The sequence below is a fragment of the Treponema sp. R6D11 genome (assembly GCF_054786075.1).
Map to the genome: position 1 here is coordinate 1 of NZ_BDHD01000053.1, position 11,611 is coordinate 11,611.

Below are 11,611 nucleotides of genomic sequence, written 5' to 3' on the forward strand. Positions count from 1 at the left end.
TCAGGTAAGGACGACGGTTTTACCGACGATATACCTTTTTAAAATTTAATCTAAGATAAGGAGATTTTTATGTCAGTCGACAGATATTTTGATAACGAACCCCATTCCCGCCACGGCAGGGAAATGGATATGCAAATGGACGACCGCGACGGCGATGATCGCGGACGCGGCGGAAAAGGGCAGAAAGTTTTTTTCAAGAAAAAAGTTTGCAAATTCTGCGCCCAAAAAATGAAGATAGACTACAAGGAATCTGATACGCTTCGCAGGTTTATTACGGAAAGAGGAAAAATTCTTCCGCGCCGTATTACCGGAACCTGCGCAAAACATCAACGCGCCCTTGCCCTTGCTATCAAACAGGCAAGAAGCATAGCGCTTCTCCCGTATGTAGCGGAATAATTATGTTTTTAGAAGATGAAAACAGCCCATCTGTATCTGCGGAAAAAAGGCTTCCTGGTATTAATAAATATACGCCTCTTATTACATTACTTGTTTGTACAACTATTAGCTTGATATTTATGAAGACGGGAATTCTTTCGCTGTTTTATCTTGTGCCGCTTGGGTATGTAATAATTGTTACTGGCGTTTATATGCCGGTATTTATTACTGCGGCGGCGGCAAATATCGTTATTATGGTCATTCAGTCATTTACAAAAATTGACGGTATAAAAAGTTTGCCGATAGAGGCATTATACTTAACAGTAGTCTTGCTTGGGTTTACATGGATAATTGGCGGAAAAGGTCTGCGTACCGCGTATAGATTTGTTATCGCCTCGTCCATATGTGCGATTATTTTTCTTCTTTATATTAACAGCCCTTCTTCCAATTTTTTTGAATTGTTTTCCAAAACAGCGGAAGAATTATTCGGCACAGGCGATTCCGAAGTACAAATAAAAAATCCGTTATTCGCGCAAACATTTACGCCGCAGGTTTTAACGGAATTCGCAAAAATGTTTCTTTTAAGGGGCGGAGCGTTAATCAGTATGTTCTTTTTGTTTTTTGTTAATAGACAAATAGCAGTTAGCGTAACTTCGATGATAAAAAGACAAAGAATTGATCATGGCTTAACGGCGTTTTACGCGCCAGTAAATACAATTTGGGCATTCTCCGCTTCTTTGGCGACTATTGTATTAACCGGTATTTTCAAAGTAGAAATATTGAGTATTTTAGCGTGGAATGTATTTACTATTTGCGCTATAATTTATCTGGCGCAGGGCATCGGTATATTAATGTATTGGATGTCGCTTCGCTCAAATGTTTTCAGATTGGTAATCAACGTATTGATTATTGTAGTATTATTCAGCCCGTTAAATTCATTTGCTCTTGTGGCATTGGTTTTACTGGGAATAATAGATAATTGGCGTCCTTTTCGCATTGCGAAAAGTTCTTTCCGATGAGCGGAAAGTTCTTTCCGTGGAGCGGAAAGCGTCCAATAGCCTCTGTACTCCGGGGCGACAGTTGCTTTTTTGCGGCTGATATTAATGAAAACTCCGTAAAACTTTTCGGAGTGTCTATCCTGCGAAGCAGAAACCTGCGAAGCAGAAACCTGCGAAGCAGGTAAGGAGCTTGGTATGAAAGTTATTTTGAACAAAGATCTCGCGACTCTTGGCGAGGAGGGAGACGTAAAAGAAGTGGCGAAAGGTTATGCGCGTAACTATCTTTTCCCAAGAGGAATCGCGTTGCCTTACACCCCCAGAATGATCAAAGTAATTGAGGGACGCAGGGCGGAAATAGAAGCTCGCAAAGAACAAAAACGTTTAGACGCAAGGGGAATAAAAGAAAAACTTGACGCCTTTGAGCTTTCTCTTACAATGCCAGCCGGAGCTAACGGCAAACTTTACGGCGCGGTAACGAATCAAACTATCGCCGATGAACTTGCAAAGAACGGATTCCAGGTTGAAAGAAAACGCATAGAACTTGCGGGTAACGGATTTAAGAGCGTAGGCAAATACAAGGCGATAATCAAACTTTACGAAAACCAGTCTGCGGAAATTACAGTTACAATTATCGCGCAGGAAATAAAAACTGAAGCCCCCGCTTCCAAGCCGGCTCCGCGCCGAGGTAGAAGGGATCGTCAGGAAGCAGTCGCGCAGGAAACTCAGGCTGAGGGAACTGTTACAGAAGAAACTGAACATAAAACAGAAACTGCGGCTGAATAGCGGACACAGGAGACCGTACCGTGTCCCAATCAATCAAGGATAAGACGCCGCCTCACGACGATGAATTGGAACAGGCTACTCTAGGCAGTCTGTTGGCGGATAACGAAGCCGTATCCGCCGCCATTCAACTTCATCTTAACTTTAACGATTTTTACTCCCGCGCTAACTCCCGCATATTTGAAGCTATCATGAGTCTTGACTCAAAGGGTTTGCGCCCCGATATTCAGACTGTTGTTCAGGAATTAAAGCAAATGGGTAAATTGGACGAAGCCGGCGGCGCGTCCTATGTTTCAAGCCTGACTACGGTTATTCCCTCAAGCGCGAATATTGAATATTACGCGCAAATGGTAAAAAATTATTCCGTTAAGAGATCGCTTTTAAGCGTAGCCTCGGAAATCGGCGTGGAAGTATACGATGAATCAAAAGAAGCCGCTGAAATACTGGAAGATGTTCAAAGAAATATTTTTAAATTAAGCGATGAAAGACAGGTTTTTACATCAAGAAAAATCAGCGAAGTTTTAAAAGAAACTATTTTAATTCTTGATAATGTAATGAAGTCCAAGAACCCGATAACTGGAATTTCAACCGGTTTTGAAAGACTGGATCAGTTAACGTCGGGTTTTCAGCGCGAAGAATTTATTGTAATAGGCGCTCGTCCTTCCGTAGGAAAAACAGCACTTGCTCTTAATATGGCTTCCAATATGGCGTTTCATCAAAAAATACCTACAGCGTTCTTTTCTTTGGAAATGTCAAATATCGCTCTTGCCCAACGTATCATAAGCAGCGAGGCAAAAGTTCAAGCGCAAAATTTAAGAAGCGGTTTTTTAAGCACCGGCGATTATAAAAAAATAGTAGATGTAATGAGTCTTTTGTATGAAGGACCTTTTTATATCGTTGATATTCCAAACATGGATCTTTTAAGCCTTCGCACTCAGGCGCGAAAACTGCGCTCCCAGCAGAACGTAGAAATAATTTTTGTTGACTATTTGGGACTTATAGCATACGAGAACAGCAAGTTGCAGCGTTTTGAGCAGATTTCAAATATTTCTCGCGCCTTAAAAAGCCTTGCCCGCGAGTTGCATATCCCGATAGTGGTTCTCTGTCAGCTTAACCGCGACGCCCAATGGGAAGTCCCCACACTTGCTAATTTAAGGGATTCAGGCTCGATAGAGCAGGACGCGGACTTGGTATTGTTCTTAAACCGCGAACAACCCAAAAAAAGCAGAAAGGGCAATGAAGAGGAAAAGCCTGTTTCTTTTGACAAAATACCGACAGATTTAATAATAGCAAAACAAAGGAATGGACCTACGGGTGTAGTTAAGCTGGAAATGAACGCAAAATATGCCAAATTTGAGCCGCCTGAAAAGGAAATTTCCGCTGAATAAATTACTTGATAAAAAATAGTATATTTGTTATATTTAAAACATATCGGGGGGATTATGGCATTTACAGATGAATATGATTTTGATTTATTAAAAAACGAAGCTGAAATTCTTGTTATCCGCGAAATGGAACAGCAGTTAAAAAACGGTTATGAAGGTATGTGCCGCTGTAATGAATGTATTGTAGATATTGCGGCAATAGCTCTTAATTCTGTTAAACCATTGTATCGTTTTTCACTGCTCGGAGGTCTTTACGCTTCTCAGGCGATGACGGAGCAAGCTTATGCGGAAAGCGTTAAACAGGCAGTTATACAAGCTATAAAAAAAGTAAGGAAAAATCCGGCTCACGACTAATTACTTTAGACCTTCAGGTCGTAAGTAATTTTGTACAGACAGATAAGAACGGACACGAAGCGACGGAAAAATTCCGTGCTTTGGGTTTTTCTTATAATCGTTATGAGTCTTTTTATATATCTCATGGGGAATTTTCATTACGGCAACTTCTCCCTGTCTTATTCCGTCAAGATGAAATTCTATAAAAGAAGGATCATTCAAGTGATACCATGCGTTTACCTCTTTGTCGGGATAATTTTCCGCCGCTTTATCTACAAGGAACGCTTTTAACGCTTCGATAACAACAGGCTCAAGCCCGTCATTTATTACAGCCAGACGGTCAGCCATTTCTGGGTAACTGATAATTGTTTCAAATTTGTAAGTATCTTTTTTATCGCGGTAAAATTCGCCGCGTTCAAGTTCCGGAATTACCCTCATTTTTAAATTTTTGGATTTCCATTCAATGGTAATTGGAAATTCCGGCTTGTTTTTCTTTCCGCAAAAAGAGCATTTATAATTCATAAATGTGCCGTTGGAAATTTCTTCAAGATATTTGGGCTCCTGATCCAGATTAATTTCCTCTTCATAATCAATAAGAATATTTGTTCCGCACAAACAGGTAATGGTACTTTTCATAATCCCTCCTATATTATATTAATGTTTTATAAAAAAAAGAACATCGCCAAACAGCGCTAAAACCATCAATGAAAAAATTATAACCGTTCCGCATGTTTGAAGAATAGATATTGCTTTTGGGTGAGCGGGTTTTTTGCGAATCAATTCAATAAGAAAAAGTATAATCATTCCGCCGTCAAGAATTGGCAGTGGCAGCATATTCATCACGCAAAGAGCGATGGAAATAATGGCGATAAAGTCGATAAAATACCGAATCCCCGTTCCAATGCTCTGCCCAAATCCTTGAGCCGCTATATCTCCCATCATGTATGTTATGCGCACAGGTCCAGAAACCGCTTTTGTAAGATCAATTCCCTTAAAAAGAAGCCTTAGGCTTTTAACGGATACAGTAAGATTTTTGTAACCCTCTTTAAACCCTTTTGCGACAGCCTCAGGAATTGAAAGGTTGGGAGTGCGATAAGTTATAATTTTCCATGAAATACCTATGTCGTTTATCGGACTACTTGTATCCAGTAAAACCCGTTGTGCAGAGTCGCCTCTTTCTATTCCCAGATCAAGATGATCGGGCTTTTGTTCCAGAAGTTTCATAAGATCGACAGTATTGCGTATGGGCGTATTGTTTGCGGTTTTAATAATGTCGCCTGGTAAAAGCCCGGCTCTTTGCGCGGGACTGCCTTCCGCTACATTTTCTATTATCGAATCTGTCCAAAAATACACGCCTATTTTTCCCGCTCCGCTTGATTTATCAAGAACTGGCGTTACCTGCAAGTCGATAATTTTTCCGTTTCTGTCTACAGTTATGGGAAGACTTTTTTCCGGATTTATGGCGATATTTTCCTGCACCTCGTGGTAATAGTTAACATCTTTTCCGTTAATATTGATAATACGGTCGCCTGTCTCTAACCCAGCCTTATCCGCAGGAAAAGATTCGCCTGAAAGTTCTGACGCTAGAATAATTTTATTGTCGAGGGTTTGCATTTGAAAACCGAAACCCCAAAGGAAACAAAGAAGAATAATCGCAAAAAGCAAATTAAAAAGCGGACCGCCGATAGCGACAAGTATTCTTGCCGCTGGACTTGCCGCAAGGTAAGAGCCTTCCTCGGGTTTTATCCCTTTCTTTGTATTTTCCCAAGCTTCGTTATAATCGGTCTCACCCTTCATTTTGCAATAGCCGCCAACGGGAAACATTCCCAAGCGGTATTCCACAGAGCCGATTTTCTTTTTTAAGATAGGGTTTCCCCACCCGATAGAAAACGCTTCTACATCTATTTTTACAAGGCGCGCGGCAAGGAAATGCCCAAGCTCATGGAAGAAAACCACTATTCCAAGCCCAAAAAGCCCCAATGCTATTTTTACGATTATCATGGGTTTATGATAGCATATTTTAAGTATTATTACTACAGACCGCAAGAATTTTTAATCACGAACCACACGAACATCAGCGAACCTAGAGAGCGAAGATATTAACTACAAATATGTGTGTCGTAGAGAGCAAAGGGATCAGGGGTTGTTATTTGAGGGCTTGGCTTTGGACTTTACGGCAAGATAACGGACAATAACCACCTAAACCTCAGCTCTCGTCTATCGCGCTTATCGGTGGAGTGCTCAAATCCTTCTGTTCGCTCTTTGGTTCGTGTGGTTCGTGGTAAAATTATTCCGTCTTCCTTTGTGTCCTTCGTGAGAAATCTTAACGAAACAATCTAAAAGAAAACATGCAACCCAACCTGATCAATCAAAACAAGTAATCCCAGCACTCCAGTATAAATAGCGAACCCAAAAAGCGATTTCTCCTTAATAATCTTTAGCATAAACTTAACAGCGAAAAACCCAACAATCGCCGATGTGATTGTCCCTGCAATAATAGCCGCAACCCCAAAATTTGAGCTATCCGCCATACCGCCTTTAAGCAAATCTTTAGTTTGCATAACAACAGCCCCAAGAATTGCCGGAATAGACATTAAAAACGAAAAACGGGCGGCAAAGCCTCGGTTAAGTTTGCAAAAAAGCGAACCGCTTATCGTCGCACCCGATCTTGAAATACCCGGCGGAATAGCAATCGCTTGCATTACTCCGATAAATAACGCTTGCAACCAAGTCATCTTTTCGCCGTTTTCGTCCTGCTCCGTAGCGGCGGAACTTGCGTTTTTATTTCGCCTTGAAAGCAATTCCGCAGTAACCAAGAGAACGGTTGTAATTAAAAAACAAACACCTAACAATTTACCTGTAGTAAAAATTTCTTCGATAGCGTCCTTAAAAAGAAGAGCCGCAATGACAGCCGGAATTGTCGCCAGAATAAGAAAGCCAGTCAGTTTTTGAATCGGTTTTTTTAGGATTTCAAAAATGTCTTTCCATAAGACCGTTACAACAGCGAGCAATGTCCCTACATGAAGCATCGTGTCAAAAAATAAAGAAGGCTCGTGTATCTTAAATATTTTTTGTAAAAGCACAAGATGACCCGAACTGCTGACGGGCAAGAATTCCGTCAGCCCCTGAACAATACCCAGTATTATTGCGTTAATAATGTTCATATAAACTCCGTTTTATTTTGATGGTAATATCATAGCATGAACTTTAATATTTTTCTCTATAGAAGCTTTTTCCGCCATGTCTTTTGTAATTCTTCCCCTTGGTTTTGGGTGCGGAGGAGCGTCCCCTATCAATATCATTATTCTGGACTGTGCCGACCAGTCAAACTTTGTAGCTCCGTCGTGTAACGCTTCGTATACGGCTTCGGGAATATCGCCGCCGCCCTGTACTTTAATATCGTTTAAGTCCCGCTGAAAAACCGAAAAATTATTTGTAAAAGGAACTACTTTTGTAAGATATGAGTCATAATAATCCTTAAATAACACCATGCCGATTCTGAAAGTTGGGAAACCGCTTAAAGTTTCATTTAACATCGGAATAAGTTTAAGACGAACAGAGTCGATATATTTTTTCATACTGCTGGTTGTGTCAAGGCAGATGACAATATCAAGCGTCTTGCCTTTTTCTTTATCAAGGGCGGCTTTGATAAGGTCTACCACATCATCGGGATTGCGAGATAAAATCAATTCTCCGCTTCCGGCTTTCGCTATATCTGAAAATGCGTCCAGAGTTTCCTTTGTATAAGTGCCCTCGATAGGACCCGGCAGAGGTTCTTGTCTTGCTTCCAAAATAAAAGGGTTGTCTCTAAAAGCGCCACGATAATCGGCGTAGGGCAGGGCGAAGGCTCTGATATTCAGGAAAGTTCCGTCAGTTAAATAAACTTCCCCGTGTCGGTTTGGCTCATAGCCGTAATAAAGTATATAAGGAATATATATGTGAAAAGCCTGCCCTAAAACAGGGTGATTTTCGACAGTAGAAGAAATAAGAGAATAGATTTTACTTTCCTTTGGAATAGGAACGCCGTTTAAGATTCGGACTTCATCGCCGTTAATGGGGTTCCACTCCCCGGCACGGTAAGCATAATTATCAGCTTGCATATTCGGGTCTCTTGTAGTTTCCGTCAAAAGCACCGAACCGATCCCCGGTTTTTTTCTGACAAACAGATGATACCCGCCGTCCGCCCGCAACTCCAAAAGCAAATCCCCCGAAGAAATGCTTAAATCCTGCGAATACAGCCCAACGCTCAAAATCCCGATAAAAATCCCAATAAAAACACATTTTTTCATAGAATATCTTTATTATCGGCATATATGGAAAGAGTTAAACTCCCTTGTTTTTCCATAATTAGTAATATATTGTAAAACAAGAGGGATACTATGGAAATGATAATTGATAATTTAGCGTTGATAACGTGGAAGCACCTTGTGATGTATGCTGTCGGCGTAATATTGATTTATTTGGCTATCAAAAAAGAGTATGAGCCGGCATTGCTTTTGCCGATGGGGTTTGGAGCGATACTTGTCAACTTGCCTTTAAGCGGCGCAATAAATCAGGTTATGCCGGGAATTGGAGATGTTGCAGGACCGATAGAATGGCTGTACAAGACAGGCATTGAAGCGTCGGAAATAATGCCCTTGTTGCTTTTTATCGGAATAGGAGCGATGATCGATTTTTCTCCGTTGCTTTCCAGACCAGTTTTCTTTTTATTCGGAGCGGCGGCACATTTTGGCATATTTGCTACGATAACGCTTTCCGTTATAATGGGATTTAATCTTAATGACGCTGCGGCAATCGGAATAATAGGAGCAGCCGACGGACCTACGACAATTCTTGCCGCCCAACTATTAAAATCAAATTATGTAGGACCGATTTTAGTAACCGCATTTTCTTACATGGCGTTAGTGCCGATTATTCAGCCTGTAACAATAAATCTTTTAACCACCAAAAAAGAACGCATGATACGCATGGAGCCGGTAGAAGACAAGGAAATCCCAAAAGCGTTAAAAATTATTTTCCCGATTCTGGTAACAGTGATAGTAGGGCTTATTGCTCCTGCGGCTGTTTCATTAATCGGCTTTTTAATGTTTGGCAATTTAATTAGGGAATGTACAGTGTTAAACTCTCTTTCCGAGACCGCACAAAAAACACTTGCGAATATAATCACACTTTTATTGGGACTGACAGTCGCCTTCACTCTGCAAGCCGACAAATTTATTCAGATAGAGACGATAAAGATTTTATTTTTAGGATTATTTGCCTTTGTAGTAAACACGGGCGGCGGCGTAATATTCGCCAAGATATTAAATCTTTTCCTAAAAACAAAAATAAACCCGATGATAGGAGCCACTGGAATCTCAGCGTTTCCCATGTCCGCCCGAGTTATTCAAAGAATGGCGTTAAAAGAGGACCCCGAAAACATTTTATTGATGCACGCCGTAAGCGCAAATGTTTCAGGGCAAATAGCGTCGGTAGCCGCAAGCGGTTTAGTTTTAAGCCTAGTTATGCGTTATTTAGGTCAGTGAGGTAAATATGAACGTATCAGATTTAATCGCATCGTTAGATGTCATGTGGAAAGGCGTATTGGGTCTCTTCGCCGTTTGCATTTTTATCATGCTGCTTGTCATGGTGATTTACAGAGTGATGGCGAAGAAGTAAATATTGCTTAAATTAATATTTTCAGCATTTCTTGCTTGTATTCCGTCTTTTGTTTGTCGTTTTGTTCTTCTTCTGATGTTTTTTGTTTCCTATCTTCTTTTCGGCGTTTTTGATTACTTCCAAATACGCCTGTTCAACGGGTGAGAGGGTTTTAACTTGAAATTTACGATATTCGGAGAGGGCTTTTTCAACCGCTTTTTCATGCGAGACCGTCCCTGCGTTTTGCAAAACATTTTCTCCTGTAGAAGTCAAAATATTGTCCAACTGCTGGACATAATCTTTCATATACATAGGTTTATGTTTAATTGCCTGTATTTCCGCAAAATCAAAATATCCTGAAACAAGATTATTCAGTATTTTTAATTCAGTTTCGGTTAAATAATTTTTTGCAACGGAAATATCTTTTTGCGTAGGAATGTTTCCTGAAAATGTTGAAAGCCCCATAAAAGGTTTATCGCTGTCTGCCCGTTCAAAAATTATTTCCGCCGCCGTGTGTCCGTGAACGGCATAGTGCAATTTGTTTTGAACTATTTTGAAAAATTCAATAGAAACGGACGATTTGGGATCATAATCCATGCTTGTCGCATATAAATCAAGCACTTGACGATACAAAACCTTTTCAGATGAGCGGATGTCGCGGATACGATTTAATAGTTCATACCAATACTCACCGCCGCCGTTTTTTAACCGCTCGTCATCCATCGTAAAGCCTTTAACAATATATTCTTTTAACCGTTTTGTCGCCCAAATTCTGAATTGCGTTGCAATGATGGATTTTATTCGATAACCTAAAGAAATTATCAGGTCAAGATTATAAAATGGTAATTCTCGTTCAATATTTCTTTTGCCCTCAATTTGAACCTGTCGGAAATTCCGACAGGTTGCAACCTCATCTAATTCGCCCTCTTCAAAAATGTGCTTGATATGCTCAACTACATTAGTACGGGAAGTTTGAAAAAGTTCCGCCATTTGTTGCTGTGTCAACCAAACATTTTCATCCTCCAAACGAACATTCAAGGAGATATTATTTTCCTTGTTTTTGTAGATAATTATTTCGCCTTTATTTTTCATATAATTCTCCATTATTTGCCATTGTTTTTAATTGTACCGAATTCGGTATAATTAAAATTGGGGTTAAACAGAACTTCCCATTTTCCAATATACTCATTCCTTTTAGTCTTCAATGTCGTCATCTTTTGAATCGTAAAAGTAATCTATTTGCTTTTGCGTTTTGCCTTTTGGGAGCGACTTTCTGCGTTCAAGGCGTTCTCGTGCTTCGACTAATATCTCATTAATCTTTCTTTCAAATTCTTCTTTTGGAGGTAAATTAGTCCAGTATTCCGCAACCGCAATGCCGGATTTATCCAATTCCATCAATTCAATTTGATTTCGGCTTGCTTTTGTGCAAAGAATAATTCCTATTGGCTCATTTTCATCGTCCTGCCGTTCATACTTATTGAGCCACTTTAAGTAAAATTCCATCTGTCCCTTATATTGAGGCACAAATTTTCCGATTTTTAATTCTATTGCGACAAGCCTTTTTAGTATGCGGTGATAAAACAACAAATCAAGTGTAAAATCTTCATCATCCATTGTCATGCGTTTTTGCCGTTCTACAAATGTAAAGCCATGACCAAACTCCAAAATGAATGCTTCAAGTTCTGTTAGTATTGCTTTTTCGAGATCGGCTTCCAGAAAATTTTCTTTTAATCCAAGGGTATCTAGTAAGTAGGGGTCTTTGAAAACATTAAATGGCACTTTTGAAGTTTCCTTTAATTGCACATTTGCGATTTCACGCCGTTCATAGGCTTTTCTGGAAATTTGATTACGTAGTTCCATTTTCCCTAAATGTCGTGTCGCTGCTTCCTGTGCATAAAATAGTCTTGCTTTTTCTGTTTCCAATGGTAAGATTTCGATAAAATGAGACCAGCTTAATTGTGTCGCCAACGGCGACACAATTGATAAATCCGGGAACAATTCAGCAAATTGAACCATTCGCCGTAAATTCCGTAATTCATAACCCGAACCATACTTTTTTACCAATTGTTGCGACAGTGTCGCAACAATCTTTTTGCCATATTC

Annotated in this window: 14 protein-coding genes; 8 read left to right on the plus strand and 6 right to left on the minus strand. The window is 40.1% G+C overall.

Annotation, left to right across the window (positions count from 1 at the left end):
* Positions 1 to 69 precede the first annotated feature (69 nt).
* Genes rpsR through ACYVTD_RS06630 form a run of 6 tightly spaced genes read left to right on the plus strand, consistent with a single transcriptional unit; the run spans position 70 to position 3,892 of the window.
* The gene (rpsR, locus tag ACYVTD_RS06605) at positions 70 to 396 is read left to right on the plus strand and encodes a 30S ribosomal protein S18 (protein ID WP_461246986.1); all 327 of its coding nucleotides are present in this window, start codon (positions 70 to 72) and stop codon (positions 394 to 396) included.
* A gap of 2 nt (positions 397 to 398) precedes the next feature.
* Complete coding sequence (locus ACYVTD_RS06610) at positions 399 to 1,394, plus strand: YybS family protein (RefSeq protein ID WP_461246987.1); 996 nt, start codon at positions 399 to 401, stop codon at positions 1,392 to 1,394.
* On the plus strand, positions 1,391 to 1,558 hold the full coding sequence (locus ACYVTD_RS06615) for a hypothetical protein (RefSeq protein ID WP_461246988.1): 168 nt from the start codon (positions 1,391 to 1,393) through the stop codon (positions 1,556 to 1,558). Before ACYVTD_RS06610 ends, ACYVTD_RS06615 begins: the two co-directional genes overlap by 4 nt.
* 10 nt (positions 1,559 to 1,568) lie before the next feature.
* Positions 1,569 to 2,156, plus strand: coding sequence for a 50S ribosomal protein L9 (gene rplI / locus ACYVTD_RS06620; RefSeq protein ID WP_461246989.1), 588 nt, complete (start codon positions 1,569 to 1,571; stop codon positions 2,154 to 2,156).
* Between the two features lie 20 nt (positions 2,157 to 2,176).
* Positions 2,177 to 3,541, plus strand: coding sequence for a replicative DNA helicase (gene dnaB, locus ACYVTD_RS06625; protein ID WP_461246990.1), 1,365 nt, complete (start codon positions 2,177 to 2,179; stop codon positions 3,539 to 3,541).
* A 54-nt stretch (positions 3,542 to 3,595) separates the two neighbouring features.
* Positions 3,596 to 3,892 (plus strand): late competence development ComFB family protein, encoded by a 297-nt coding sequence (locus ACYVTD_RS06630; protein WP_461246991.1) that lies wholly within the window; start codon positions 3,596 to 3,598, stop codon positions 3,890 to 3,892.
* On the opposite strand, the gene ACYVTD_RS06635 is transcribed toward ACYVTD_RS06630, so the two are convergent.
* The 4 genes from ACYVTD_RS06635 to ACYVTD_RS06650 all read right to left on the minus strand — a co-directional run bounded on the left by ACYVTD_RS06635 (position 3,893) and on the right by ACYVTD_RS06650 (position 8,160).
* Positions 3,893 to 4,507, minus strand: a complete 615-nt coding sequence (locus tag ACYVTD_RS06635) for a CpXC domain-containing protein (RefSeq protein WP_461246992.1) — start codon at positions 4,505 to 4,507, stop codon at positions 3,893 to 3,895.
* 18 nt (positions 4,508 to 4,525) lie between these two features.
* Positions 4,526 to 5,872 (minus strand): site-2 protease family protein, encoded by a 1,347-nt coding sequence (locus tag ACYVTD_RS06640; RefSeq protein ID WP_461246993.1) that lies wholly within the window; start codon positions 5,870 to 5,872, stop codon positions 4,526 to 4,528.
* Positions 5,873 to 6,207: 335 nt separating this feature from the next.
* Entirely contained in the window at positions 6,208 to 7,035 is an 828-nt protein-coding gene (locus tag ACYVTD_RS06645; RefSeq protein ID WP_461246994.1) for an undecaprenyl-diphosphate phosphatase, read from the minus strand.
* A 12-nt stretch (positions 7,036 to 7,047) separates the two neighbouring features.
* Entirely contained in the window at positions 7,048 to 8,160 is a 1,113-nt protein-coding gene (locus tag ACYVTD_RS06650; RefSeq protein ID WP_461246995.1) for a vWA domain-containing protein, read from the minus strand.
* A gap of 90 nt (positions 8,161 to 8,250) precedes the next feature.
* Here ACYVTD_RS06650 and ACYVTD_RS06655 point away from each other — a divergent pair, with 90 nt between their 5' ends.
* Both ACYVTD_RS06655 and ACYVTD_RS06660 read left to right on the plus strand, forming a co-directional pair.
* Positions 8,251 to 9,396 carry a sodium ion-translocating decarboxylase subunit beta gene (locus tag ACYVTD_RS06655; RefSeq protein WP_461246996.1) on the plus strand — a complete coding sequence of 382 codons (1,146 nt, stop codon included), beginning with the start codon at positions 8,251 to 8,253 and terminating at the stop codon, positions 9,394 to 9,396.
* A gap of 7 nt (positions 9,397 to 9,403) precedes the next feature.
* Positions 9,404 to 9,529 carry a hypothetical protein gene (locus tag ACYVTD_RS06660; protein ID WP_461246997.1) on the plus strand — a complete coding sequence of 42 codons (126 nt, stop codon included), beginning with the start codon at positions 9,404 to 9,406 and terminating at the stop codon, positions 9,527 to 9,529.
* Between the two features lie 21 nt (positions 9,530 to 9,550).
* Here the strand turns inward: ACYVTD_RS06660 and ACYVTD_RS06665 are convergent, their stop codons facing one another.
* Entirely contained in the window at positions 9,551 to 10,600 is a 1,050-nt protein-coding gene (locus ACYVTD_RS06665; RefSeq protein WP_461246998.1) for a virulence RhuM family protein, read from the minus strand.
* Between the two features lie 102 nt (positions 10,601 to 10,702).
* Positions 10,703 to 11,611, minus strand: a 909-nt coding sequence (locus ACYVTD_RS06670; RefSeq protein ID WP_461246999.1) for a PDDEXK nuclease domain-containing protein, incomplete at its 5' end; no start/stop codon positions are given.

Coding starts and splice junctions, on each gene's coding strand:
- rpsR (WP_461246986.1), top strand. CDS start 70: ATGTCAGTCGACAGATATTTTGATAACGAACCCCATTCCCGCCACGGC.
- ACYVTD_RS06610 (WP_461246987.1), top strand. CDS start 399: ATGTTTTTAGAAGATGAAAACAGCCCATCTGTATCTGCGGAAAAAAGG.
- ACYVTD_RS06615 (WP_461246988.1), top strand. CDS start 1,391: ATGAGCGGAAAGTTCTTTCCGTGGAGCGGAAAGCGTCCAATAGCCTCT.
- rplI (WP_461246989.1), top strand. CDS start 1,569: ATGAAAGTTATTTTGAACAAAGATCTCGCGACTCTTGGCGAGGAGGGA.
- ACYVTD_RS06630 (WP_461246991.1), top strand. CDS start 3,596: ATGGCATTTACAGATGAATATGATTTTGATTTATTAAAAAACGAAGCT.
- ACYVTD_RS06635 (WP_461246992.1), bottom strand. CDS start 4,507: ATGAAAAGTACCATTACCTGTTTGTGCGGAACAAATATTCTTATTGAT.
- ACYVTD_RS06640 (WP_461246993.1), bottom strand. CDS start 5,872: ATGATAATCGTAAAAATAGCATTGGGGCTTTTTGGGCTTGGAATAGTG.
- ACYVTD_RS06645 (WP_461246994.1), bottom strand. CDS start 7,035: ATGAACATTATTAACGCAATAATACTGGGTATTGTTCAGGGGCTGACG.
- ACYVTD_RS06650 (WP_461246995.1), bottom strand. CDS start 8,160: ATGAAAAAATGTGTTTTTATTGGGATTTTTATCGGGATTTTGAGCGTT.
- ACYVTD_RS06655 (WP_461246996.1), top strand. CDS start 8,251: ATGGAAATGATAATTGATAATTTAGCGTTGATAACGTGGAAGCACCTT.
- ACYVTD_RS06660 (WP_461246997.1), top strand. CDS start 9,404: ATGAACGTATCAGATTTAATCGCATCGTTAGATGTCATGTGGAAAGGC.
- ACYVTD_RS06665 (WP_461246998.1), bottom strand. CDS start 10,600: ATGAAAAATAAAGGCGAAATAATTATCTACAAAAACAAGGAAAATAAT.